This is a genomic window from Methanobacterium sp., from assembly GCA_039666455.1.
In the GTDB taxonomy this organism is placed as follows: domain Archaea; phylum Methanobacteriota; class Methanobacteria; order Methanobacteriales; family Methanobacteriaceae; genus Methanobacterium_D.
The window spans coordinates 105,753-131,528 of sequence record JAVSLW010000009.1 but is presented as its reverse complement, the minus strand read 5'-3'; the positions used below and the strand labels follow the sequence as shown (position 1 = coordinate 131,528).

The 25,776-nt window shown below is 35.0% G+C and carries 28 protein-coding genes and 1 tRNA gene; 11 read left to right on the top strand and 18 right to left on the bottom strand.

Annotated elements, in window-relative coordinates; all coding sequences use genetic code 11:
* On the top strand, positions 1 to 598 hold a 598-nt coding region (gene trpA / locus PQ963_02720; GenBank protein ID MEN4028581.1), incomplete at its 5' end, for a tryptophan synthase subunit alpha.
* Positions 588 to 1,637, top strand: coding sequence for an anthranilate phosphoribosyltransferase (trpD, locus tag PQ963_02715; GenBank protein MEN4028580.1), 1,050 nt, complete (start codon positions 588 to 590; stop codon positions 1,635 to 1,637). The genes trpA and trpD, both read left to right, overlap by 11 nt.
* Before the next feature lie 161 nt (positions 1,638 to 1,798).
* Here trpD and PQ963_02710 read toward each other — a convergent pair.
* From PQ963_02710 to PQ963_02685, 6 genes are all read right to left on the bottom strand, one after another.
* Positions 1,799 to 1,873: transfer RNA gene (locus PQ963_02710), tRNA-Ile, on the bottom strand.
* A gap of 180 nt (positions 1,874 to 2,053) precedes the next feature.
* The gene (locus PQ963_02705) at positions 2,054 to 2,641 is read right to left on the bottom strand and encodes an AAA family ATPase (protein ID MEN4028579.1); all 588 of its coding nucleotides are present in this window, start codon (positions 2,639 to 2,641) and stop codon (positions 2,054 to 2,056) included.
* The gene (locus tag PQ963_02700; protein ID MEN4028578.1) at positions 2,622 to 2,915 is read right to left on the bottom strand and encodes an iron-sulfur cluster assembly protein; all 294 of its coding nucleotides are present in this window, start codon (positions 2,913 to 2,915) and stop codon (positions 2,622 to 2,624) included. Before PQ963_02700 ends, PQ963_02705 begins: the two co-directional genes overlap by 20 nt.
* A gap of 213 nt (positions 2,916 to 3,128) precedes the next feature.
* Positions 3,129 to 4,046, bottom strand: coding sequence for a DUF5591 domain-containing protein (locus tag PQ963_02695; GenBank protein MEN4028577.1), 918 nt, complete (start codon positions 4,044 to 4,046; stop codon positions 3,129 to 3,131).
* 24 nt (positions 4,047 to 4,070) lie between these two features.
* Positions 4,071 to 5,567: a glutamate synthase-related protein gene (locus PQ963_02690; GenBank protein ID MEN4028576.1), complete on the bottom strand. Its 1,497-nt coding sequence runs from the start codon at positions 5,565 to 5,567 to the stop codon at positions 4,071 to 4,073.
* A gap of 78 nt (positions 5,568 to 5,645) precedes the next feature.
* Positions 5,646 to 7,406 carry a thiamine pyrophosphate-binding protein gene (locus PQ963_02685; protein MEN4028575.1) on the bottom strand — a complete coding sequence of 587 codons (1,761 nt, stop codon included), beginning with the start codon at positions 7,404 to 7,406 and terminating at the stop codon, positions 5,646 to 5,648.
* A gap of 186 nt (positions 7,407 to 7,592) precedes the next feature.
* Between PQ963_02685 and PQ963_02680 the strand changes: the two genes are divergently transcribed.
* Both PQ963_02680 and PQ963_02675 read left to right on the top strand, forming a co-directional pair.
* A complete protein-coding gene (locus tag PQ963_02680; GenBank protein ID MEN4028574.1) occupies positions 7,593 to 8,339 on the top strand; it encodes a hypothetical protein in 747 nt (248 codons plus the stop codon).
* 77 nt (positions 8,340 to 8,416) lie between these two features.
* On the top strand, positions 8,417 to 9,214 hold the full coding sequence (locus PQ963_02675) for a UbiA family prenyltransferase (protein ID MEN4028573.1): 798 nt from the start codon (positions 8,417 to 8,419) through the stop codon (positions 9,212 to 9,214).
* A gap of 45 nt (positions 9,215 to 9,259) precedes the next feature.
* On the opposite strand, the gene PQ963_02670 is transcribed toward PQ963_02675, so the two are convergent.
* The 3 genes from PQ963_02670 to PQ963_02660 form a co-directional block, all read right to left on the bottom strand.
* Entirely contained in the window at positions 9,260 to 10,444 is a 1,185-nt protein-coding gene (locus tag PQ963_02670; GenBank protein MEN4028572.1) for an NAD(P)/FAD-dependent oxidoreductase, read from the bottom strand.
* Between the two features lie 22 nt (positions 10,445 to 10,466).
* On the bottom strand, positions 10,467 to 10,628 hold the full coding sequence (locus PQ963_02665) for a 4Fe-4S binding protein (protein ID MEN4028571.1): 162 nt from the start codon (positions 10,626 to 10,628) through the stop codon (positions 10,467 to 10,469).
* A gap of 197 nt (positions 10,629 to 10,825) precedes the next feature.
* Positions 10,826 to 11,002, bottom strand: coding sequence for a TIGR04165 family Cys-rich peptide (locus PQ963_02660; GenBank protein ID MEN4028570.1), 177 nt, complete (start codon positions 11,000 to 11,002; stop codon positions 10,826 to 10,828).
* A 257-nt stretch (positions 11,003 to 11,259) separates the two neighbouring features.
* On the opposite strand from PQ963_02660, the gene mer reads away from it, so the two are divergent.
* Both mer and PQ963_02650 read left to right on the top strand, forming a co-directional pair.
* The gene (gene mer, locus PQ963_02655; GenBank protein MEN4028569.1) at positions 11,260 to 12,225 is read left to right on the top strand and encodes a 5,10-methylenetetrahydromethanopterin reductase; all 966 of its coding nucleotides are present in this window, start codon (positions 11,260 to 11,262) and stop codon (positions 12,223 to 12,225) included.
* Between the two features lie 281 nt (positions 12,226 to 12,506).
* Positions 12,507 to 13,568 (top strand): archaeosine biosynthesis radical SAM protein RaSEA, encoded by a 1,062-nt coding sequence (locus PQ963_02650; GenBank protein MEN4028568.1) that lies wholly within the window; start codon positions 12,507 to 12,509, stop codon positions 13,566 to 13,568.
* A gap of 28 nt (positions 13,569 to 13,596) precedes the next feature.
* On the opposite strand, the gene PQ963_02645 is transcribed toward PQ963_02650, so the two are convergent.
* Positions 13,597 to 13,872 carry a hypothetical protein gene (locus PQ963_02645; protein ID MEN4028567.1) on the bottom strand — a complete coding sequence of 92 codons (276 nt, stop codon included), beginning with the start codon at positions 13,870 to 13,872 and terminating at the stop codon, positions 13,597 to 13,599.
* A 206-nt stretch (positions 13,873 to 14,078) separates the two neighbouring features.
* Here PQ963_02645 and PQ963_02640 point away from each other — a divergent pair, with 206 nt between their 5' ends.
* Positions 14,079 to 15,389 (top strand): adenylyltransferase/cytidyltransferase family protein, encoded by a 1,311-nt coding sequence (locus PQ963_02640; GenBank protein ID MEN4028566.1) that lies wholly within the window; start codon positions 14,079 to 14,081, stop codon positions 15,387 to 15,389.
* On the opposite strand, the gene otsB is transcribed toward PQ963_02640, so the two are convergent.
* Both otsB and PQ963_02630 read right to left on the bottom strand, forming a co-directional pair.
* Positions 15,367 to 16,173 carry a trehalose-phosphatase gene (otsB, locus tag PQ963_02635; protein MEN4028565.1) on the bottom strand — a complete coding sequence of 269 codons (807 nt, stop codon included), beginning with the start codon at positions 16,171 to 16,173 and terminating at the stop codon, positions 15,367 to 15,369. The two genes, PQ963_02640 and otsB, sit on opposite strands and share 23 nt — an antisense overlap.
* A 15-nt stretch (positions 16,174 to 16,188) precedes the next feature.
* Complete coding sequence (locus PQ963_02630) at positions 16,189 to 16,380, bottom strand: hypothetical protein (protein ID MEN4028564.1); 192 nt, start codon at positions 16,378 to 16,380, stop codon at positions 16,189 to 16,191.
* Positions 16,381 to 16,611: 231 nt separating this feature from the next.
* On the opposite strand from PQ963_02630, the gene PQ963_02625 reads away from it, so the two are divergent.
* The 4 genes from PQ963_02625 to PQ963_02610 all read left to right on the top strand — a co-directional run bounded on the left by PQ963_02625 (position 16,612) and on the right by PQ963_02610 (position 19,989).
* Positions 16,612 to 18,222, top strand: coding sequence for an ATP-binding protein (locus PQ963_02625; protein ID MEN4028563.1), 1,611 nt, complete (start codon positions 16,612 to 16,614; stop codon positions 18,220 to 18,222).
* A gap of 252 nt (positions 18,223 to 18,474) precedes the next feature.
* Entirely contained in the window at positions 18,475 to 18,807 is a 333-nt protein-coding gene (locus tag PQ963_02620) for a hypothetical protein (GenBank protein MEN4028562.1), read from the top strand.
* 187 nt (positions 18,808 to 18,994) lie between these two features.
* Positions 18,995 to 19,342: a hypothetical protein gene (locus PQ963_02615; GenBank protein MEN4028561.1), complete on the top strand. Its 348-nt coding sequence runs from the start codon at positions 18,995 to 18,997 to the stop codon at positions 19,340 to 19,342.
* Positions 19,343 to 19,656: 314 nt separating this feature from the next.
* Positions 19,657 to 19,989, top strand: a complete 333-nt coding sequence (locus tag PQ963_02610) for a hypothetical protein (protein ID MEN4028560.1) — start codon at positions 19,657 to 19,659, stop codon at positions 19,987 to 19,989.
* A gap of 125 nt (positions 19,990 to 20,114) precedes the next feature.
* Here the strand turns inward: PQ963_02610 and PQ963_02605 are convergent, their stop codons facing one another.
* The 6 genes from PQ963_02605 to PQ963_02580 all read right to left on the bottom strand — a co-directional run bounded on the left by PQ963_02605 (position 20,115) and on the right by PQ963_02580 (position 25,772).
* Positions 20,115 to 20,750: a CBS domain-containing protein gene (locus PQ963_02605; protein ID MEN4028559.1), complete on the bottom strand. Its 636-nt coding sequence runs from the start codon at positions 20,748 to 20,750 to the stop codon at positions 20,115 to 20,117.
* Complete coding sequence (locus tag PQ963_02600) at positions 20,747 to 21,493, bottom strand: 4Fe-4S binding protein (GenBank protein MEN4028558.1); 747 nt, start codon at positions 21,491 to 21,493, stop codon at positions 20,747 to 20,749. Before PQ963_02600 ends, PQ963_02605 begins: the two co-directional genes overlap by 4 nt.
* Positions 21,494 to 21,565: 72 nt before the next feature.
* On the bottom strand, positions 21,566 to 22,474 hold the full coding sequence (locus tag PQ963_02595) for a carbohydrate kinase family protein (GenBank protein MEN4028557.1): 909 nt from the start codon (positions 22,472 to 22,474) through the stop codon (positions 21,566 to 21,568).
* A gap of 15 nt (positions 22,475 to 22,489) precedes the next feature.
* Positions 22,490 to 23,365 (bottom strand): formylmethanofuran--tetrahydromethanopterin N-formyltransferase, encoded by an 876-nt coding sequence (locus tag PQ963_02590; protein MEN4028556.1) that lies wholly within the window; start codon positions 23,363 to 23,365, stop codon positions 22,490 to 22,492.
* Positions 23,366 to 23,372: 7 nt separating this feature from the next.
* Entirely contained in the window at positions 23,373 to 24,398 is a 1,026-nt protein-coding gene (locus tag PQ963_02585; protein ID MEN4028555.1) for a hypothetical protein, read from the bottom strand.
* Between the two features lie 18 nt (positions 24,399 to 24,416).
* On the bottom strand, positions 24,417 to 25,772 hold the full coding sequence (locus PQ963_02580; protein MEN4028554.1) for a 4Fe-4S binding protein: 1,356 nt from the start codon (positions 25,770 to 25,772) through the stop codon (positions 24,417 to 24,419).
* Between the last annotated feature and the right edge of the window lie 4 nt (positions 25,773 to 25,776).

Sequence of the window (25,776 nt, the reverse complement as noted above, 5' to 3'; positions counted from 1 at the left end):
GACAACAAAAAAAGGGTTTGAATTTATAAAAAGAGTAAGAGAATTTACAGATATCCCCATTGGCGTTTTGACCTACTACAACCTGATTTATAAGATGGGTCCTGACGAATACTTCAAAGCTGCCAGAAAAAGCGGTGTAAATGCAGTTTTGGCCGCAGATTTACCCCCTGAAGAAGCAGAAGATACGCTTTATGCCTCTAAAGCAAATGGTGTTCAGCAGATTTTCATGGTTGCTCAAACCACCAGCAATGAAAGACTGCCTAAAATTACAGAGATATGTTCCGGGTTCCTTTATGTGGTTGCAGTTATGGGAACAACCGGTGCAAGAAGCGAACTTAAAAATACATCTCTTAAACTGATAAAACGTATTAAAGCAAACAGCGACCTTCCAGTATGCGTTGGCTTTGGTATTTCTAAGCCAGAGCATGTTAGAGACGTTATAAAGTCAGGAGCAGATGGGGCAATAGTTGCAAGCGCCATATTAAACCTGATAACTGAAAATCTAAAGAATAAAGAAATTATGTTAAAAAAGATTGCTGATTTTGTAAGGGAACTGAAGGAAGCAACAAAAATTAAAGAGGAGTGTTATGATAGCTGAATGCATCAAAAAAGTTGTTTTATACGAGAATCTGAATGAAAAAGAAGCTTATGAATGCATGATGCAAATAGTTAGTGGGAATGCAAGTGACATTCAAATAGCATCTTTTCTCACCGCCCTTTCTATGAAAGGAGAGACAGTTGATGAAATAACTGGTTTTGTAAGGGCAATGCGCGATGTCAGTGTCAGTGTTTCTCCTAATATCGATGTTCCACTTGTAGATACCTGCGGTACAGGCGGCGACAGATTAAAAACGTTTAATGTAAGCACAATTTCAGCAATTATAGCTGCTTCATGCGGTGTTATAGTTGCAAAGCACGGTAACAGAAGTATAACAAGTAAATGTGGCGGTGCTGATATTTTAGAAGCTCTTGGAGTCAATATAGACTGTGATGCAAAAGATGTGGAAAAATGTATGGAAAAATCAGGCATAGGATTTATGTTCGCCCCTAACTTCCATCCTGCAATGAAGCACGTGATGCCTGTAAGAGGGGAACTTGGTATTAGAACTGTATTTAACATTTTAGGTCCTCTTACATCGCCTGCAAGTGCAGATATTCAGTTACTGGGGGTTTTTGATCCACAGTATGTTGAAATTATGGCTGAAGTGCTTAAAAGACTGGGTGTAAAACGGGCCATGGTAGTCCATGGTTTTGATGGAGAAGGAAACCCTGCAATGGATGAAATTTCAACCATCGGCAAAACAAAGGTTGCATTTCTTGATGATAATAAAATTGAACTGGATGAGCTTTATCCAGAAGACTTTGGAATTAAAAAGATAGATAAAGAACTTATAAAAGCAGCGTCAGATCTGGATAAAAACAGAGAAATTGCAGTTAATGTTTTAAAGGGTAAAAATACCGATGAAACTGACAGGGCAAGACTGGACATATGTCTTGTAAATGCAGCTGCCATATTGTTTTTAGCAGGAATTGTAGATAATCTTCCAGATGGAGTTAAAATGTCTTTTAAAGCTATTAAATCTGGTGATGCTATTTGGAAACTTCAAGAATTTATAAAATCGAGTAAAAACAGCTAATTTTAAAAAAATAGAATAAAATGAGGTAATTAAATTACCACATTGCTCCATATTATATTATGTATTCATTTCAGATATAAATTTTTTTGTAATAGCACTTTATTTTCAAAGATTTAATCATTCATTAAATAATAAAAATTAATAATTAATTTAATAATTAATGGGCCCGCTGGGATTCGAACCCAGGGCCTCACGGTTATCAGCCGTGCGCTCTAACCAAGCTGAGCCACGGGCCCCCATCAATTAATTGAAATGTAAATATTAATTGGCTGGTCTAAACATTTCAAAACCTGTAAAAAGGTAGTTTCAAGATTTAGACTTCATCATATATAAGCTTTGCTCATGATGGGCTGCCAGTTGCCCTGTGCCTGGTGCATTCCCCAACTTTTTGGAGTGAAATTAACCTCTCCAGATGCTTAAAACAGTTTACCGCCTAAAATATTTTTCATATCTTCCAGACAGGCCTTAAAATCATCATTTTTTAATATTATTAAGTTACATCCGATTATTGCAGAACATGAAGCCATTGTAACTTTTAAAATATCCATATGTTCTTTTAAGCTTTTTACAGTGTCAATTATTCTTTCTTTGCTATCTTTACTTCTTCTTTGAAGTATATTGCCCTTTGAAGATTCTATCAATATAATTACGTCAGGTTCAATGATCAAGGCAGGAAGTGAAACAATATATCCAATTGAAGACTGATCAACACCATGTAAATCCACAAGAACCCTGTTCATATCCTTTATTTTTAAAGCAGCGCCCTTCCAGATATTATGCTGCACATCCATATCCAGACTGAACATTTGAAAGTCTGTGGAAGCGAGACCTTTGCTTTCAGCTATAGAAAGCATCAGATCTCCATAATTTATGTAATTATAGCCTAAATCATCAGATACTTTTTTACAGAGTGATGTTTTACCAACACCAGGAACGCCTGTAACCACAACAGTGTTCCAAGGTAGTTCCATATTCACCGGTTGCCTATTTATTGACCATTTCACAGATAGCATCGGCCATCATATGACCTTCAACAATGATTTCAGCCTTGTCTATCTCTTCTACTTTCTCCGCAGCAATTTTTGCACTCATTGCAATGTTTGCTGCACTCATGCACCCTGGATTTGTTGGTCTTATTGTTACCTTTGCAACTGTTCCTTCATTTTCTACTATTTCAATGTTTTGAACAATTCCCATTTCTACTATGCTGATGCCCATGTGAGGGTCAGCTACTGTTGATAATGAATCTTTCACTTTTTTTACCAATTCTTCTCTCATAATATCTCCTCAAAATTAATGAAGTTAAATTTCTATTAATTTTGCCCCTGTTAAAACTTGTTTCATTAAATATTTTTATTCAAAAATAGGGGCATTGCTAATCATTTTTATTGTATACCTTTAAAGCTATTTATATTTTGGGTTGAAAGTTAATGAATATTCATGAGTTATGATTTTTAAATTAAAATCAATTACTGAGCTAAAACCTCTAAATCATTTATTCTTCTTTCTATGCCTTATTTTTACCGCAACACCCTTAACTGCCCTTTTCATTTCTTCACCATTTAATACAGCTTTACCCACTCCTACAACCTCATCATCTTTCAGTATGACCACTTCATCATTGGGGATTATGTCTTCATGGGCATCCTCCACGCCTGGAGAAAAAAGAGTGTTTGTTTTAAGATCAAAGCCAATTTTTACCCATTTAACTCCAATATCTCTTAATATTTCTCCCCCGTGCAGATTCAAAGAATAAAAGCCGTTTTTAGGATGCAGGGTTGCAATCTGTTTTCCATCAGCTATCAGCCTCTTCTCAAACCTTCCAGTAATCTTAACACTGTCAGGTATGAATGCATCAGCCTTTTTTGTGTTAAATTGATAACGGGCAATTGATCTGAGCATGTGAAGAGTCTTAACTCTCCCCTTAATTCGTGGATGTTTTCGAACTTCATTTTTCAAATTTAAAATTGATTCTCTGGATGTTGTTTTTCCATCGGTACATGTATAAACCGCTTCATCCAGATAGTCCTCACAAACCTGTCTGTATCCACCACTTACATGGGCAATTACTTCTTTTCCACCGACATATTCCTTTAAACATTCTCCTACAACTTTAATTTCTTCGTAAGACCAATCGCCTGTTGTGGAAGTGTCGTATGATTGTATAGGATATGTTTTTTCCAGCTCACGCGGGCAAATCCCAAATGGAGAAGTTAATATGACTTCCTGAATGCCTTTAGTTACCTTCGAAAAGATCATATGTGATCTGGAGGATGAATACGGTTTTCTCATACTGCAGGGCAAAATAACCACCGCATCACCAATCGGTTCTAAAAACAGTGATCTCTTCCTCCACCTTACTGCTTCAGGCCTAAATAGAGATTCTTCAGTTATACATGGTACTTTCATGATGTTTCCTCAAATTAAATATATTTACTGGTATTTGCCGTTAACCCATTTAACACCAGTAATAGAAGACAGATCTTTATCCATTGACACCAGATCATCTTTATCTAAAGTTTTCACGTCGTTTTTGCCAACGATACGTGTTAAATTGGCAACTTCGTTATTAGACACATTTATAAAGTTAGTAAGTTTTTTAACTCCTTCATCAACGTCTAATTGATTCATTAACTGTGATTTTTGAGTTGTAATTCCTGTAGGGCACATTCCAGTGTAGCAAATTCTGTACTGCTCACACCCCATGGCTATAAGTGCCGAGGTTCCAGTATATATTGCATCTGCACCTAAAGCAAGGCATTTAGCAAAGTCTGCAGAATCAATGAGTCGTCCGCCTGCAATTAAGGATATACTGTCTTTAACTTCGAGCTCTTTAAGATATCTGTAAGCTCTTGGAAGTGCGGCAGTAATAGGAATACCCATATTCTCCCTTACATAACGATCCGTTGCTCCTGTAGCTCCTCCAAATCCATCAAGCGCTATAAAATCCACTTTTGAATCTACAAGAATTTCTAAATCTTTTTCAATATTACCGCATCCAATTTTTGCTCCTATTGGAGCACCACGCGTAATCTTTCCAAGCTCATTCACTTTATCCCTGATTTCTCCAGGACTTTTCATATCAAAATGATTCGCCGGAGAATAAGCTGATTCTCCCATTTTAATATCCCTTATCTCTGCAATTTCATTCGTAATTTTATCTGCAGGTAAAAAACTGCCTTTACCAGGATAAGCGCCCTGACCAAAACGAATTTCCACCGCAGAAGCTGATTCAAGTATTTTTTCACTGATTCCAAATCTCCCTGTTGAATACTGCACAATCATCTGATTTCCGGCTATTTCCTTTTCTTCTGGAAGTATACCTCCTTCACCAGAATTAAATCCAATTTTAAGTTTTTTTGCTGTTTTTGCAATAACAAGCCTTACATTTCGTGATACAGCCCCAAAACTCATCCCTGAAATCATAAGGGGTGATGAAATTTCAAAAGGTTTTTTAGAGGCAGGCCCTATTACAACTTCAGTTTTAACCTCATCTTCAAAATTTAAAGGTATTTTATTTACCTGAGCAGGCACAAAATGAAGGTTATTCAGTGAAAAAGGTATTTTTTTAAGTGACCCCATTGAAGAAATGATGCTTTTACCTGTAGCTGCTGTTTCCTTGATATTCACCATGCTTTCATAAACTGAATCGCTCTCATAAGACTTTTTTTTACGCATGGATATCTTATTCGGCCCAACTTCATCTTTATTGCAGAAATAAATTCCCTTTAGCCCATATTCATAGTAAATAGGGCATGTATTGCATATACATCCCTCTGGCCGGATATCACATTGACTTTTACCCCGGGCACAGTAAAGAACATCTCCCTTACAATCATGAGGATAACTTGGACAGTATGGACACGCACACTTCTTCTGATTTTTTTTTGAATCCTCAATTTTTCTTCCAATTTTTGCAGAATGTTCCATGGTCTAATATCTGCAGCAGTTTTATATAAGTTTTTTAGATTTTCGAAATCTTATTGATTAAATATAAAATCTCTGGATTCATACAAATCTTAGTGGATCTGTATTAATATCAACAATAACCGGTTTATTTAATTCAAGCGCTTCATCAACTGCTTCTTCTAATTCCTCTGGGGTTTCAACTTTTATCCCTACTCCACCACAATTCCTTGCATATTCTGCAAAATCAAAGCTGTGCAATTTTGTTTCATAATTTGGATAATTTTCCATAAGCTGTTCCTGCCGAATCATGGCTAATTCACTGTTATTGAAAATAAATACCTTGATTGGCAGTTCATTTTTTACAGCGGTCATAAAATCAGCCATAAGCATTGAAAATCCACCGTCTCCAGCAGTGCATATTACCTGTCTTTCAGGATATATAAGCTGTGCTGCTATGGCTGCAGGTAATGAAAATGCCATTGAACCAAGATAACCTGAAAATATCATTTTTTGAGTCTTTTTCATCAAGAAATTCCTTCCAAACCACCAGCCATTATCTCCAACATCCAGAGTTATTATGGCATCATCTGCAATCTTTTCATTCAGAACCTTTACAATGTATTGAGGGCGTATGGGTGTTTTTGTTGAATCAGCTTCTTTTTGAAGTAAATCCAGCCATTCCTGTTTTAAATTCCTTATTTCATCTAAATAGTCTCCTTTTTTATTTTCTTTAACCTTTTCTTTTAATTCAGGTACCAAAACCGATGAATTTCCAAAAAGACCCGCCTCCACAGGGTGCCTTTTTGCTATCATCATGGGATTTATGTCAATCTGCACCATCCTTTTTTCTGGAAGCATTGTCTGGTCAGAAAAGGAACATCCTATCACAATTAAAAGATCAGAATCCTTAACCAGTTTGGCTGCAGCAGATGAACCAATCCCCCCATGACTTCCAACATAAAGCCTGTGATATTCATTAATTACTCCTTTTCCCCGAAATGTTGAAACAACAGGTGCTGAAATTTTATCTGCAATCTCTATTATATTATCACCCTGTCCCATTGCCCCAAAACCTGTAATTATCACCGGTCTATGGGATTCATCTATTATGCGGGCTGCTTTTTTAACCATAATTTCAGGCTGTGAAATTGAATTATTGGGAAAGTTTCCTTCAAATGGAAGTGTTTCTGCATCATGCAGACTGTTTTGAAGATCAACTGGAATTCCAATATGAGAAACACCTCCATCTATAATTGCATGCTTTAATGCAAGAGTTACAAGCGGTACAGTTTGTTTTCTGGACATTAAAATTTTATCAAACACTGACACTGGTCTAAAAAAGGAATACTGGTCAATCTCCTGGAAAGAACCAGGACCAATTATCTGTCTTTTTACAATACCGGTTATTGCCAGAACTGGCGAGTGATCCAGCATGGCATCATACAGCCCTGTTGCTAAATTTGTTGATCCTGGTCCTGCTATTGTAAGACATACAGCAACATGTCCTGTGAGTTTGCCGTAAGCTGATGCCATAAAAGCTGCCGTCTCTTCATGCCTTACCTGAATATATTTTATTTTATCATTTTTCCTTATAGATTCAATGATTCCTAAAACTGACGTTCCAGGCATTCCAAAAACATATTTGACACCCCATTCAACCAATTGATCAACCAGTACATCAGATACAGTTTTTCCTACCAACTTTGGAGCTTCTTCAGCTTTTTCTTTTAATGGAACAAACATGTCTTTAGATACATTGCATAAAGGGCATTTCCAGTCATCAGGTAAATCCTTAAACTTTTTTCCTTCTATTTTTTCATCAAATACGTAATTACATACCACACACCTGTATTTTACCATTTGAAAACCTCACGTATTTTTACAAATAACTATGATCCTGAAGTATGATAAAATATTCTAATAAGTTATCATTAAATTATCATTATGCTCTCTAGTTAATTAGTTTTAAATTCTGGAATTTAAACGAGCGTTTTTACAGCAAATCATCTTTCAATGTTTATATACTTTAAAAATGAAAATAGTGATATGGATAAATACAAGGTAAACTGTGTCCAGGATAACAGAGTATTTTTAATTACAGATTGCTATAAAAAACTCTATAAACAATTTAAAACCTTAAAAACAAAAAAAGGTAATATTGTACATATAATAGGGGCCCCGGGCACCGGTAAATCTACAAATATTTTTCAGGCAATCCAGGAAACTGATTTAAATGTTTATGATGTTAAATTTGGCTTAAAATCTGGAGATGAAAGTTCAAAAGAAGTTTTTAATAAGATTTTTGAGGGTCTGGCCAGTGATTTAGGACTCAGTTTAAAAGAAGATATTTATAAAAAATTATCGGAATTTGACGCTGTTTTGATTGCAGATAGTTTTCACGACTCCCATAATTTAAATTCTGAAAAAGTGGGGTTCAGCCAGTGGACAGATAAAACTGGTTTTCGTTCTTTTTATTTCTATTTTCTCTGTATAATGGAATATTTTAAAAACAGGAAGTGCTTTAAAAATATGAATATAATACTCCAAACCGCCTGGAGAATCTGCATAAAAGATAAAAAATATGACATATTCACTGATTTTGGATTTTTTTCAAAAATAGTCCTTGCAGTCCTTAAATTATTCTTCCAAGTCGTGGAAATATCATATTCAGAAAATGAAACAGTTGAAATTGTTAAGATGCACATTGAAGATGCCCATCCCCAAAATATCAAAGAATACATAGAAAAATACGGATCTAAACCAAGATTTATATGCCATGCACTTGAAAAATAAACTAATCTAATTGGATAAATTACACTAAACCCGAAGATAAGCAGGATGTATTTTTAAAATCCTTATGAGGACAGTTAATGATAAAAACTCTTATTAAATCCACAAGGATCTCATGGGCATCTAAAAACGTCAATGCATATTTGCTTGCCCTTACGTACGCTTATTTTTCCAGTATGAGTATCAACAATCCTCTGGAAATACTGGAAGGTCTTTTACTGGTTTCTGTGCTTTGGGGGGCATTATACAGCCTTAACGACCTTACAGATATTGAAATTGACTGTATAGATTATTCTAAAAGGAATAGGGCATTTATTAATGAAAATATTGACAAAAAATGGATTGCATTATTTTGCGGAATTTTGATCATTGCAGTTTTTATAACTTCATTAGCAATTTTAAGCCCTGGATTTACCATAATTTTGGGTTTAATGCTTTTAAATCAGTTAGTCTATACATTACCTCCTGTTAGACTTAAAGAAACTATATTCGCACCTTTTACAAGTACTGCAACAAATACTGTGCTTAGAATTAGTTCCTGTGCTGTATTATTAGGTAATATACTAATAGTCCCAATAAGTGTTTATATATTCATGTATCTTGCAGGTATGGCCACATATACCATGTATAAATCAAAAACAGTAGCAGCAAGCATTATTGGAGGAATATCCACTATATTCTTAATTTATATATTGCTAAGCGGAGATATGAACTGGGTTCAGTTTGCAGTTGCCATTGTACCTGCATTTTTAGCTACAATACCTCTCTATCTCTCCCTTTTTACAAAAAAGGAAGAAATGATTTATATTGCAGATAGGGCATATCATCAAATAGCCATGATATTCTTCTTTTCATGTATTTTAGTTATTTTATTTTAAAAAAAGAATTTTTAGAGATTGAAAAATATCCGATGCCCTGCATACTTAAAATAATTTTCCAAGCTTTAATAAGGCTTTAGGCGAAACTTTAACCAGCATTTTAAGAAGCTCTGCAGTGCTTATTCTCTCAAATTCAGTTTCATTAAATGCTTTTGCAATTAAATCAAGTTCCCTATCAGATAAGCTTTCAAGATATTCTCTGGACTTCATATATTTATTAAATGAATCACCGATTTCCTTTTCACATCGTTTGTCGTACATGGAAAGTCTTTTTTCAGATGTATCTCCTTCTTTTACTGCTGCTGCAGCAATTTCACCTGCAATGAGTCCTCCCTGCATACCACTTATTATTCCACCACCAGTTAAAGGATTTACCATACCTGCAGCATCACCAACAATTAAAATCCTGTCAGTTGATATTTTTTTAATTATTCCACCTACAGGATCTCCTCCTATATTTAATTCAACTGCTGTGGCATTTTTTGTGGCAGGACATGTTTTTACAAAGTCAAGAAGATGTTCATAAGCGCTTTTTTCTGTTAATGTGGATATTACTGCAAGTCCAACGTTTGCAATGTCATCTCCTTTGGGAAATATCCATGCATATCCTCCAGGAGCAACACTACCAAAATAGAATTCCAGCGCATTTGGATTTTCCATTTGAACGCCTACCATTTCAAATTGAGCGCCTGATTCCATGTATTTTGGTTTAACTGCAGTTTTAAGACCTCCCCATCTTCCAACTCTGGACTCTGGGCCGTCAGCACCTATCACTATTTCTGCTTTAATTTCAATCTCTTTGCCCATTCTTTCTGCTTTAACCATCACATGGTCATCTCTTTTCTCTAAACCCTTAACCAGGGTCTTAATCATTATATCTGCACCAGCTCTTGCAGCGTCCATGGCCATGAACTTGTCAAAAACCTTTCTTTCCACAACATAACCCATTTCTGGAAGTTTTACAGTATCCTGAGTAAGCCAGACATCTATTCCGCCAGGTGATACCAGACGTACACCATCAATTTCTGAAGTTACCCATCTACTGCTTGGCTCTATCCCCAGCTTGATTAACCCGTCCTTGGATACACCTTCAGCACATCTTTTAGGCGATCCTATTTCAGATTTCTTCTCAACCATCAACACTTCTGCACCATTTAGTGCAGCGTGTTTGGCGGCAGATGAGCCTGCAGGACCTGCTCCTACCACTAAAACATCAGTTTCTATAAACATTAAATTCACCTTAGCATAATTCCTATTTTTCTAAAGCACGTACTGGACATACCTGCACGCATATTTTACAGTCTTTACATGAGCTTTCATCAAAAGTTATGTTTGTCTCGCCTACTTCAATGAGGCAGCGTGGACATACGCCAGCACATTCTCCACAGTACATACACCATTCCTTTACTATCATTTTTATCCCTTGTGTATTTCTTATTTTTTAAATCAACGCTTATATACTTGAAAGGTGCGTTAAATTCTATTTATTTAATAGTGATTAATTTAACTTTTCCCTGTATTTTTAATAGAGATGCTGATTTATATAAAAATTTCAATTAATTATATTCCCGCCATAAAAATAATTGATTTAACAGGTAAAGGTTAAATAAGTTATTCTTCTTCATCACATTTTTCATCTCTGGCTGATTTGAAAACATAACCGCACTTAGAGCAGATAATTGCCCCTGTTGTTGCACGAGAATGATACGCTGGCTCTATATCTCTTTTAATTGTTTTATCTTTACATCCACATTCAGGACATTTTTCATTTAATTTATCTATTTTCATCTTTTCAACCTATTATTAATTATTAATCTATACATATTAATTAATCCATGAATTTCTATCATTTTAATATCTTGTACATTAAAACTAATAAATCAAACTCTTGCTGCAATTTTCAAGCTCAATGCATCATAAAATCTATTAGCGGATTTTTACAAATCAAAAGATGTGGGTTTAAATCCCTTATTTATACCTTTCGATTACAATTAAAACACAAAGTATTTTTATACTCCAGATAAACTTTAAAATGGTGATAAACTATGAAGTTTGGTATTGAATTTGTTCCAAATGAACCTATTGAAAAAATAGTTAAATTAGTAAAATTAGCTGAAGACGTAGGTTTTGAATACGCGTGGATTACAGACCACTACAACAACAAGAACGTATATGAAACCCTGGCCTTAATTGCAGCTGGAACTGAGACCATAAAAATGGGTCCTGGTGTAACCAATCCCTATGTAAGAAGTCCTGCTATAACAGCTTCTGCAATAACTACACTGGACGAACTCTCCAATGGAAGAGCTATTTTAGGTATAGGCCCTGGTGACAAGGCAACCTTCGACGCTCTTGGAATCGAATGGACCAAGCCTGTTAGTACCATTAGAAGCGCTATTGCTGTGATGGAAACCTTAATGTCTGGTGGAAAAACAGAAAGTGGTGCAAGCCTAATGGGTACCAAAGCTGTCCAGGAAAAAATTCCAGTTTATATGGGTGCACAGGGTCCAATGATGCTTAAAACCGCTGGTGAAATCTCAGATGGTGCATTAATTAACGCATCAAACCCAAAAGACTTTGAAGCTGCTGTTCCACTCATAAAAGAAGGAGCAGAAGCAGCTGGAAAATCATTAACCGATGTCGACGTTGCCGCATATACCTGCTGTTCTATTGATGATGACGCTGGTAAAGCTGCTGGCGCAGCAAAAATTGTGGTTGCTTTCATTGCAGCAGGTTCACCACCACCAGTATTTGAAAGACACGGCCTACCTGCAGATACAGGTTCTAAATTTGGGGAATTCTTAGGTAAAGGCGACTTCGGTGGCGCAATTGGTGCTGTAGACGACGCTTTAATGGAAGCATTCTCTGTTGTAGGAACTCCTGACGACATCATACCAAAAATAGAGGCTCTCGGAGAAATGAGTGTAACTCAGTATGTAGCAGGCTCTCCAATTGGTCCTGATAAGGAAAAATCCATAAAATTATTAGGAGAGGTAATTAGCTCATTCTAATTTCTCCAAACTTCTTTTTTGGTACCTCAAACACATTGTGTGCGAATCATTAAAAAATCGAAGATTTTTTATGCGTAGAAAAATGCTCTGCATTTTTCTAAAGCTTCGATTCGCCAGTCAAAATTGAAAATTTTGACAGTGTTTGCAGGTTTTATTTTTAAGTCATTATCCCTGTTTTTGAATTCTATTAACATAAACAGATTTAATACCACACTTCTACATAATAAAAATTAGCAAATCTAAACTTGTTTTGGTTGAAAAATTAAAGATATAGTGAAATTATGGAAATACAGGATTTAATGAAAGATATTAGGAAAAATGCCATTAAAAGCATGGATAAAAAATCCCCTGCAGAATTATCTGCCTCCTGGTCCTCAAAGGATCTGCTCTATTCTGGAATAGGAAATGCTATCTTTATAATTTTACCAACTTCAGGATGTGCCCACGCACTATCAGAGTCTGGTGGATGCTCCATGTGCAGTTATATTGCAGATTCACCCCTTGAAAAAGTTTCTTCTCATGAACTAATTGATATATTTAAAGAACTTATTGGAAGGCATGACATTAAGCCAAAAACTGTGGTTAAAATTTTTGTATCCGGAAGTTTTCTTAACGAAGAGGAATTACCTGAAAAAGCCCGTAATGAGATACTTAAAATCCTGAATAATGAAGAAAATATTGAAGAAATTGTAATTGAATCTCGTCCAGAGTTTGTTAGGGAAAAGGTGCTTAAAGAATGTTGCAGTCTCTTGCAGGATAAAGTATTTGAAGTAAGCATCGGCCTTGAAAGCAGCAGTGACTATATTAAAAAATATAAAATTAACAAAGGATTTTTAAACAAAGACTTTGAAAGGGCCATTAATCTTATTAAAAAATTGAAACCAGATTACAAAATTACATCTAAAGCTTACCTTTTTGTTAAACCAATTTTAACCTCTGAAAAAGAAGCTATTGAAGATGCTGTTGCTTCAGCGCAATATGCAGAAAAAATTGGTGTTGATAGAATATCTTTTTGCCCGGCAACAATCCATAAAGGGACCCTTATGGAGTTTTTATGGCGCAGAGGTTCCTATCAACCTCCATGGATATGGAGTATACTTGAAATTATAAGAAGGGTTCGAAATAAAGTTAAAATTCCCGTAATAATGGACACTTCTGGTTTTGGAACTCGTAGAGGACCTTTTAACTGTAAAAAGTGTAACAGGAAGTTTAAAGATTTGATAATTGAATCCAATCTTAAACAGAGTATTCCAGAGGAATTTGAGTGTGAATGTAAATACAGGTGGATGGGGGATGTTAAATTTTCTGATAGAGTTCGCTCCACCACAAATTTAGTTAGATAAATTATTCAATCTGTTTTCCTGATCCCTATCACTTGCTTTCTGAAACTGGAATTTTCCAGAGATAACCCACTTTTTTAGGTGCTTCCTCTTTTCTTCCTTTCTTTTTTCTTTTTTTAACGTTGGCTTCACTGCCCTCCCATTCTCCAACTATCTCGTCAAGATATTTTGCTATTTCTTCACTGTATTTTCGAGTTCCAATGGTGTAGCTATCTTTTTCATTTCGAATATAACTGATCCCATCGCCTTTTTCTTCCATTACCTTGGAAATTTTCATTAATTTTTCATAAAACTTTGCAGAAACCATTTTAAGTCTTCTCCATACTTTTAATTTCTCTATAGAACTGCTGAATTTTAATTTCTTTTTCAAAAAGAATTTATATTTAATTCTGTACTTGGTGGTATTAAAGTTATTTCATTTTATTGAAATTTTCAACCTATAATAATCAGGGACATATAGATAAATAGAAAAAACTAAGTAATTATGTTTATTTTAAAAAGGAGAATTAAAACATGATCGGAATTAGCGCTGATTTTGACCCTGTACACAACGGACACGTTAAATTAATAGAAAAAGGAAGAGAAATAGCAAATAAAACAGGTGGAGAAGTTGTTATATATCTAAACAAGGATTACAGCGCTAATCATGCCCCATTTTTTGTAAATTATGAAGCAAGACGTGAAATGGCCCTTAAAGCTGGTGCCCACAGGGTCGTACCTATTGAGAAACTGCACCACCGTCTGACACTTGCTTACACTGTCCCTATACGTATTGCAATGATGATTGAAGACGGGGTTGCAGATTATGTTGATGCAGCAGATGTTTCAACAAATAAAATCCAGAAATATGCTTCATCATTTGTAAAACAAGGAATATTCAGCGGTATACCTCGAAATCTCCCAAATCGTAATGTTATTCGCTGGTTTGCAGTTAATGAATTCCTTTACAAAAAATACAGGCGAAAAATGAAGTTCCATATTATTCCTGAATTGAAACTTGATGGAAAAATTTCAGGCAGGGAAATAAGGGCAAAAATAATTGAAAACAACTTCAAAATATCTGATGAAGTGAAAGAAGTTCTTCCAAAGTCAACAGTGCAAATACTTAAAAAGGAGATTAAAAAGGGAAATATTCCAGGTAAAAGAGATATTGAAACCATTACAAAAAGGTTAAACACATATTCCAGACCTAATTTACTGAATATTGCTCATTTAAATGCCGATGCTGTTGAAGCGATAATTAAAGGCAGACGATACCGAAATGAAGACCAGATCTGGGCATCTTTAAGAATGGCAGGATATGGTCCTGTTCTTACAAGACTTGCAATAAGCTCTGTTGAACAGAATATAAGTCGTATGGAAGTATTTGAGCTTATTAAATCTTACGAACAGGGGGGGATAATTCCCCCAGACCAGACAGTGGAAAGTGTGATTGAAAGGGCATGGTTTGTTGCATCCAGTGTAGATAAAGGGATTAAATCTTCCAAAGCTCATGAAATGTTTAGGAAAGGAATGAGGGATGAAAAACCAGTTTATGTCATCGATGCAGGAATGCATCTTAGAAGTTTTGAAGTGGAAGATCTCCAGAACAGAATGGATGCTTCAATTTATGTGGATAAAAATGGCAGGTTAAGGTGCCAGATACGTACAAAGACACGTAAAATAAAAAGTCCGCTGAAATTACCTGCAAAACACGCCACATACCTAAGGTTTCTTATTGATTCTCACTTTATCCCCCTTAGAGCATGTATTTTGAAAAAAAAGGAAGGTACACGGGTCAGGATATTTATTGGAAATGAGGTCAGCCCTCCAAAAACCATTTAAAAAAATTACAAACTTCATCAACGCTTTTAACATAAAAGTCAGCGCTTTCTTTTACATAATCTGGCGTTTCCTTTGAATCAACCATTATACTTACTGTCTCCGCTTTTCTGATGCTTTTTAATTCATTCAGTTTATTGAAAGCATCTGCATCTGTTACATCGTCCCCCAGATATACTATTTTTTTTATATGATTGTCAGAAATAAATTTTTGAAGCACTGTACCCTTATCATGTCCAACAGGCGGCCTTATTTCAATGACTTTACGACCTTCCGTAATTTTAAGGCTTTTAGAACCTTTTATACTGTGGATAATTTCTAAAGCTTTCTGGCGTATTTCATCACTTGTTTTGCATAATCTGTAATGGACTGTAAAGCTCAGTTCTTTATCCTGAAATAAAATACATTCATAATCCTTTAATTTTTTTTGAATCTCTTTTGCAAGTTTTTTTATGACTGGAATATACTGTTTAACCTCAGGTTCTATGCTTATTTTTCCGTTTTTGTACTGTTCCAAGCCGTGATTTCCAATATAAATAATTTTTTTAGATCCTACCATTTCCATGGCATTATTTATACTTCTACCAGTCATTACTCCTGTAAATTTAAATTTATCTGCAATTTTTTCAATTATATCTCTTATCTCAGGTTTTACCACGGCTTCCATGGGTGTTGGTGCAATTTCACTGATTGTCCCATCAATATCAGTAATTATTGCAGTATCTGGATCATTTTTAAATTCATTTAACTCATCCAGGTGATCAAAAAGATATCTTGAATTATCCACGCCAAATCCCCACATTTATTGCCTGTATTCAATAACTGGACATTCCCAATCTTTACAGAATGTCATGACAAGTTTTCCTTTATCTGTAGTTAAATAAAGCCTCCAGCAATCGTGATTGTATGGTTTAAATTTAACATCAATTATTTTTTTACCTTCTAACTTCTCAATTGCCTCCTGGCATTCCTGTATACGCTCTTCTATGGTCATAATAACAGCCCAAAACAGATTAAACAAAATGATAAATGACAAATTTTTTAATATTATATTTATAATGATATAGTTAATAAATTTCTGCTAAAGTGACTCACAAAAAATTAATGTTGCATCCAGCACCCTGTAGCTTACAGCCCCCAAAAATTTATAAATTTATATATAGTATAAGATCAATTTATTATTAGATTGAAATTATTATTTTGCTTTATTTAAGCTGGAGGAACCATGAACCCAATAAATGATAAAGTAGAGAATGGAAAAATGTTTGAGACCATTTTTAACAACACTCATTTTTTGATAGCATACATGGACAACAATTTTAATTTTATAAAAGTTAACAGGGCTTACGCAGAAAAACACAATAAGACTCCTGATTTTTTTGTCGGTAAAAACCACTTTGAATTATATCCAGAAGGAGATGAATCAATTTTTAAAAATGTGACAGAAACTGGGGAACCATATTTTGCATATTCTAAACCTTTGAATCATCCAATATCAGGTATAAGCTTCTGGGATTGGGCCATACAGCCTGTAAAAGATGATAGTGGAGAAGTTAGTTCAATAATATTAAGTTTAACTGATGTTACAGAATATAAACGTAGCGAAGAAGAAATTCAAAAAGAACAGAGTGATTTCATTGACGAAATGGTTGAAAAGCGTGCATCCGAAATTTTAGTTGAAAATCTTGAAACAGAAAAAGAAAGAGAACTGGAATTGGTTGAATTAAATAGAAAGATTGAAGAGCTTGAAAAGGCAAATGAAGGTTTTAAAGAAATAATTAATGCTCAAAATCCTGAAATAGAAAAATTATACAGACAGGTATTAGAATTAAAAAAAGCTCGTAATAATTCCGAACGTATTTTATCCAACAAGTTATCTGAAATAAACCATTTAAATCATCGTATTACTGAATTAGAAAATGATGCCAGTGAAAAAGAAGAAATTATTTCAAAAAGAGAATTAGAAATTGAAAATTTAAATCAGGAAATCATAGAATTAGAAAAAACAGGTTCTAAGTCTTCAGAAATTGTTATAACCCAAAAATCAGAAATTGAAAATTTGAATCATGAAATATCAGAATTGAAAATACTCAAAGAAGATCTTCAAGAATTAAATGAAGAACTGCTTAAACAACTAAATGATTTAATAAAAGCAAATGAAGAACTGGATAAATTTGCAGAAACAGCAGCTTACAAATTACAGGAGCCTGTGATGGCTATTAAAATCTTCAATAATATTTTAGCAAAACGTTACCGGGGGAAAATCGATGAAGATACTGATGAATTTATAGATTACGCTTTAGAAGCAGTAAACAGTTTAAATAAAAAGATTGTAGGTCTTTTAGAATACTCAAGAGTAGAATCACGCGGGAAAGAATTTAAATTAACTGAAACTGAAGAAATTCTCGATTATGCTATCTCTAATCTCAATGCCTCTCTTGAGGGGTATAGAGCTAAAATCACACATGATGACCTGCCTAAAATAATGGCAGATTCAGGTCAGATCCTGCAGCTATTCCAGAACCTTTTAAAAAATGCGGTTAACTTTAAAAATCCTCAAAAAAATCTTCAAATTCACATTTCAGCATATTTAGATGAAGAAAACAGTGAGTATGTGTTCCAGGTAGAGGACAATGGTATTGGCATTGAAGAAAAGGACCTTAAAAAAGTTTTTAACATATTTAAAAAGTTAAATCCAGAAAATGGATACGATGGAGCGGGTATTGGCCTTTCAATTAGCAAAAAAATAGTTGAGCGCCATGGTGGACGTATATGGGTTGAATCTGAGCCAGAAATAGGCTCCAGGTTCTACTTTACAATTCCTGCTGAATCTTAATCTATTTCAAACCAGTAAATTACAGGAGGGGCCTGCAGGACTTTCAAAAATTGTAAATTTTCGATGTTTACAAATTGCATTCGTAACTGCAAAAACCATCTCTGATTTTTAATATTTTTTTTATATATTCTTTATATATTCTTAGATTAAGCTATCCTCACTGTAATAATAATAGAAAACTTTTTATTACAGTAATACTAAATAAATAGTTGTGCATACAATTGGATGTGCATAACACGGAGGTGAAATAATATGAAGAAACAAATCGGAGTGTTTTTACTTGTATTTGCTATGGCAATAGCATTAAGTGGAGCAGCTTCAGCAGTATCAATAGGAGACATCTTAAGCCCAAAACAGCAGCAGGCACAGGGCCAGTTAGGAATACAGTATGTAAATGTAAATGCATCAAGCCAAAATACTAACTGTAACGAAGCTGTAAACTATAATGAGAACACAGCTACTGCAACTAACAACAATGCTAACTTTAACATTGCAAAAGCAAAAGCCGATGCAGATGCAGATGCAACAGCAAAAGCAAAATCCAAATCTAAATCAAAAGCCAAACTATTTGATAAATTGTTTTAAATTGTAAAAGGGGAATCAAAATAATCTCCTTCCTTTTTATTTTAAACTAATTTTATATGTGCGTTTAATGCATTTATTATGTGTTCCTCCTCCTTAGTAATAATAACAGAAAACTTTTTATTATAGTAATACTAAAAAAGAAGTTGTGCATACAATTGGTGTGTGCATAACACGGAGGTGAAATAGTATGAAGAAGCAAATCGGAGTGTTTTTACTTGTATTTGCTATGGCAATAGCATTAAGTGGAGCAGCTTCAGCTCAAACAACAATAGGGGACATCCTGAGCCCAAAACAGCAGCAATACCAGGGCCAGTTAGGTGTACAGTATGTAAATGTAGATGCATCAAGCAGTAACACAAACACTAACGTGGCTGTAAACTATAATGAGAACACAGCTACTGCAACTAACAACAATGCTAACTTTAATATAGCTTCATCTTACAGTACTGCAGATGCAAAAGCAAATGCAACAGCAAAAGCAAAATCCAAATCAAAAGCCAAATTATTTGATTATTTGTTAAAGGGGAATACTTAAAATAATCCCTCCCCTTTTTATTTTAAACAATTAAAAGGCTTAATTTTAACTTCAGTTTTTCTGATTTTAGACTGGACTATGCTTATTAGAACTATTTGGGCTGTGCGTTTGTTTTAAGCTCTCTTATTTAATGAGGTGGTATTTTTACATGGTTTCAATGAGTTTATTTATGTCTCTTAATTTTAGGTGTGCGTTTAATGTATTTAATTACCTCCCCCCCATAGTAATAATAATAGAAAACTTTTTATTACAGTAATACTAAATAAATAGTTGTGCATACAATTGGTGTGTGCATAACACGGAGGTGAAATAGTATGAAGAAGCAAATCGGAGTGTTTTTACTTGTATTTGCTATGGCAATAGCATTAAGTGGAGCAGCTTCAGCAGTATCAATAGGGGACATCCTGAGCCCAAAACAGCAGCAAGCACAGGGTCAGGTAGGAATACAGTATGTAAATGTAGATGCATCAAGCAGTAACACAAACACTAACGTGGCTGTAAACGAAAACTATAACACAGCTACTGCAACTAACAACAATGTTAACTTTAACATTGCAAAAGCAAAAGCAGATGCAGATGCAGATGCAACAGCAAAAGCAAAATCCAAATCTAAATCAAAAGCCAAACTATTTGATTATTTGTGGTAAATTGTAAAGGGGAATTAAAATAATCCTTCCCCTTTCTATTTTATTTTAACAATTTTAAAAATTAAGGATTTAATACAGAATTTAATTATCAAAGTTAGATATTGATACCTTGTTTTAAGCCAGATTTACTTCCTTGCCCTTGTCACTTTTCTTGCAATTACAAGTTCACCCATGGCTATAAGGCCTGCAAAGAACTTTTCAAGGCCGCCCGTTGCCCATATAGCTTCGCCAAATGTTGATTCTCTGATCAATTTCTCATATTCTTCAGGATTTATCCTTTTTCCGGTTCTTCGTCTTGTAATAACTGCACCGGCTTCCATGAGTTCATCCCAGCTAACTCCTTTAAGTTCTTCTGCCATAGCTTCAAATATCCTGTAAACTTTAATCTCATAAAGATGTGATAATGTTTTTACAATGTCAAACGTTCTTACAACTCCAGCAACAACATCATTATCATCCAGAACAGGGATACTAACTACTTTATGTTTAGAAGTTTCTAAAACAGCTAATCTTGCAGGATCATCTTCATGGACATGGACAATGTCATCTTTGGAATGCATAATATCTGATACCTTTTTATGACCTTCCCTTAATCCCCTGGTAACATCAAGAGAAGTAATCCATCCTACCATGCGTTTATCATTGTCTACAACAGGCGTTGTGAACTTCTTTTTCTTCTCCATCATCAAAGACACTTCTACAATGTCTTGATCTGGAAACGCATATATATATTCCTTATCCATTATTTCTTTAACTTTCATGATATCCTCTCAAGTTTTAATGCACCTACAGGACATTTATTCGAACATACTTCACATAAAATACATTTATCCTCTAAAAATACTATTTCATCATCTTCAAGTTTAATTGCTTCTACAGGACAGTTTTCTTCACATATCTCGCAGGAAACACATGCTTCCCGGTCAATATCAAGTCTTTTAGTTTTTATTACAGGACCTAACTCTCTTTCAAGTGTTACTGCACCTTCTGGACATACATTGACACAGGCACCACAACCAACACAGGCACCAGTATCAATAACTGCAGTTTCCCCTTCAATTTTTATGGCACCTGTAGGGCAAAATTTAACACACATTGCGCAGGAGTCACATTTTTCTTTATCTACACTGATACTTTTCATTTTCAGCTTTCTGTGGGGGATTTTTAGATCTCTTAAACGGTATTTCACATCTTCTTCATTTACAGAAGATATGGTTTGTAGGACATGTATGCTCCCAACAGGACAGGTCTGTGCACAAATTTCACATTTAACACAGTTTTCAAGTACTTTAGCAGGTTTACCTGCTTTTGCTTCAGATATGGCCCCTACAGGACATTCTTCAGCACATAAATTGCATCTTATGCATGTTGGGGAGATGGTAATAAATTTACCTTCCAGTTCACATTCTTCAATTTCTGCTTTTTCGCTCTCTTCTAAATCCATTGATTTACGGATGACCTCATCTTTCAGCACTTTTTTGTCCTTTTTAAACGTTATATCCATAATTACACCTTCAGGTAGAATATTTTTTCAATTTTTGATAGATCTGGTAATCAACCTTTTAAAAAAGGTTGATCAAAACTTTTCAATTTTTGATAGATCTGGTAATCCCTTTACTGCCCCTCGCTCCATTATACAGCATGAAGCTACAAAGTTTCCTATTTTTCCTGATTCATTGATATCTTTATTTTTAAGGAAGCCGTATAAAAATCCGGCATTAAATGCATCTCCTGCACCTGTTGTATCTATGCATTTAACTTTAAAAGGCTTCAGATCATAACATTCATTTCCATTAGTTATATAAGCTCCTTTATCTCCTCTTTTAATTACCACATTTCCTATCTCCTGATTCAACAGGAATTCTACTCCTTCATTAAGTGTTTTCTCTTCGGTTAAATGTTTCAATTCTTCTTCATTAATAAGGATAATATCTGTTCTCTTTAAAATATTTTTAAGGAAACTCCAGCCCCTTTCTGCATAAATCCTTCCAGGGTCAAGACTTACAACGACATCGTCGTCAATTTCTTTTAAAACGTTTTCCTGTGCCCTGTATGAATCTCCAACAAATGAGGTTAAATGCAAAATCCTTGAACTGTTTATATATTCTATTTCAAGTTCACTGTATTCAATCAGATCATTTACTCCCGGATCTACATACAGTGCCCTTTGACCAGACCTATCCACAAATCCAGTAACGTTTCCACTTCTTCCACCGGGACTGATAATAACTCCATCAGTATTTACACCTTCTTTTTGAAGATTTTCAAGTAAAAGACTTCCATCATTATCATCTGCTACTTTACCTGTAAATCCTGTTTTAATCTGAAGTCTTGAAAGTCCAGTAATCGTATTTGCAGCAGACCCGCCGCAGGATTGATTAAAATCTGTTATGAATGCTTCTTCATCTTCATGAGCTATTTTGTTAACATTATACAGCCTGTCTACATTTAATGCTCCAAACCCTACAACATCCAGTTTTTTCATTTAAAACCTCTAATACTATAAATCCTTTAGATAGATTTTATGATCACCCAGTTGGCCACCGTAGTTTCCTGCAGAAACTTTAACCACCCCTTCAACATCACTTAAAGCTTCAATCCCTGCTTTCATAGCTTTTTTCACTGTATCAATGTTAAGGCCATTTATCACAATTTCAGGAATGTATTTAACATTATCTGGAACTTTAGATTCCTTATCAAGCTTTTCTTTAAGGGAGGGACAGTATGGATGATTTGTAGTGGGGCCTATCCATGGGTAGTTAGTTTCAGGTTTGGAGGCAGCAGAACATATATCAAATGGGGCTATAGCACCTTCTATCTTACCTATGGCATCAAGTGCTTTTTTACCGGCTTCCATAACTGCTTCCCTGCTGCTTGCCATGTACCAGAAATTCGCGCCCATGATCCCCCTCATGTATCCAACTGTGCTTTCTATCTTAAAATCGGGTATGGCAATGGGTACAATTATCATTTCACGCCCGTATTTTTTTTCAGTCCATTCATAACCGTCGCCGCAGTGCCCTACATTTCTCATCATGTCAATTTTACCTGCCGGATCAACTGAAGCATCGAAAAGAGCTGTAAATGGTTTAACAAGAATATCCTGTCTTATTCTGTAGGACAATTCAACTTTGAACTTTTCTATATCCTCCTTTCCATACCAGAATTGGAGTATAGCTCCATTTCTATGATCAGGAGTTTCATCTTTATCCAGCCATCCTTCAATACCTCCTTCAACACGCCCTATTACAGTCCCAGGGGTTGATGTGGCATCATAAGCTGCTCTTTGAAGTGTTTCTTTATCATGGGCAGTTATAATTACCCGGCAGCATATTCCATCAAAAGCTTCACAGTATGTATTTTCTATTTCAACCATTTTATCATCATCCAAGAGCGCCTATTGCTTCTCCCCTTACAATATTTCTGAAGGTTTTACTTTCATTTACCACTCTTTCATAATTTTCACCGGTTATCACTGCAATTTTAGGGAGATTTACCTGCTTTATCATTTCTTTAAGTTCCTTATTTACTGTATATTTATTAAGAGCATCCTCAGGATTATCCATATATGATTCGATGAAATTAATAACCTCAATTTTCCCAAACTTATTAAATAAATCTGCTATAATTGATGTAATAACTGTATTATCGGCCATAACTGCAATTTCTGCCGACATAACTGCATATTCATTTCCATTAAATGATATTGCAAGTCCACCGCTCTCTTTTACAAATTTTAAAGGTTCAACGTCTGTTATACTATCTCCAACATACATTATATCTGATTCTTTAAACCCATATTTATTTACAATATCCAGTACTGCTTCTTTTTTCCCTTCCCCACCAACTGGATTTACATTTTTCATTATTTCATAAAGAGACAATTTTAATATTTCATCCCAGAATATCTTATCCAGTATTTCAAAATCAGGGTTTTCAATGATGATTTTTCTAAATTCCATGAGCTTTTGCTTTTCTTCTCCACTAACTGAATATTCGTCTACCATATCCAGCGAAGTAAAATATGTATTTTCAAATGGAAAGCTTGTTAAATCACACAGGACTTGAATATACTGTTTATAACTGGTACTTACTATAAAGGAGGGCATGATGCTATTTACAAAACTCAGCATCTCCTTTGCTCCAGGAACAAGGTGCACGTTCTTAGCTGAAAATTCTATTATATTTTCATTTGTGGCACCATAAGCTTTCAGGAAAGGGACGATCAATTTCAAAGTTCCTCCTGCATAATATCCCTCTCTTTTATTTTCAACTAAAATATCATCATATTTACTAACCACAGTAAAAAATTTTTCTCCATCTTCAATAAAATGACCTGCAAGCTCAAATGCATTGTCATTTATAGATATGGGGCCTTCACAATCAGAAATAAACACCTTTTTGCTCAATTCACCTCCCCTCCTTTTTTAGGTTTTTAATCTCACTGCATTTAGAGGACATATTACTTCACATGCACTGCATAATATACACTTTTCCCTATCCACAACTACTCTGTTATCTTCTATGCTCATTGCATCTGCAGGGCATTTATTTACGCACACTTCACACAGTTGACAGGATTCGTTATCAATAGTAACCTCTCCAGTTCTTGGGCCTTCCACACCCTTTCTTACATAAAATATCCTGCCGTTTCTGGCTTCAAAATATTCTTCTTTTAAGGAAATAGCTTCAAATGGACATGCTTCAATACATCTACCACAGTAAACGCATTCATCCCCAATATGCACTGGAGACGGCTTTTCAAGTTCAATGGCGCTTGTTGGACATATATTCATGCATAAGGTACATCCAATACAGCTTTCCTCAATAACAATTACGTCTCTTTTTGGAGAAGTGGCTTTAACAATATCTCTTAGATCTTCAATGTCCAGATCTCCATCCACAGCAGATTCTATGTCTGCTTTTATCCTGTCGGTTACATCAATTTCAAATTCGTCGTCAGTATTTCCATAGCTTAAATCAAGTGAAATTCTATTTAAAATGCTTTCAACTTTTCCTGCATCACTTGCAAGCCTTTTTGTTTCTTTTTCAAGAATTTCCGATACAATTTCCATTGTTTTAATTTTACCAAAGCTTTCATAAGCTTTTTTTCTTGATGTATATTTAATTGCAGCCGATGGGCAGACATCCATACATTCCTCGCATCTTGCACAATATGATGGGTCAATATATGGTAGTTTACTCACTTTACCCACATTTATTGCTCCTTTAGATGGGCAGACTCTTCTACAGATCATGCAGCCAACACAATCCTCCTGGTCAACAACTATTGCTTTTCCACCAGCTACAGACCTTGGTAAAATCTCACCAAATTTTATAGCCTCTGTAGGACACACACGAGCACAGTAACCACACTTAACACATTTTTCTTCGTCTATAACGCTGTGTGCCTCTTCTTTACCTGAAGATATGAGGTGAACAGCACCTGTTCTGCATGCATCTACGCATGCACCACATCTTCTACATAATTTTGGGTTAATATTAGGTATGTTTTCCCTTACAGCTTCTGCTAATGTTGTCTCCATTTTTATAGCATCATAGGGACATGCTTCTCTGCAAAGTACACACCCAAAACACTTATCATCAATTTCTATATGTTTATCTGGGGGTATTTCATGCACAGCTTCCACAGGGCAAACCTGAAGACACGGCCTCGCTATACACTGTTCGCATTTAGATGCATCTATCTCATAGGCCACTTCAACTTCCCTGAGCGGTTTATATGACTTTTTATCAGTTTTAGTTTCCGGAATTTTAATCATCCCC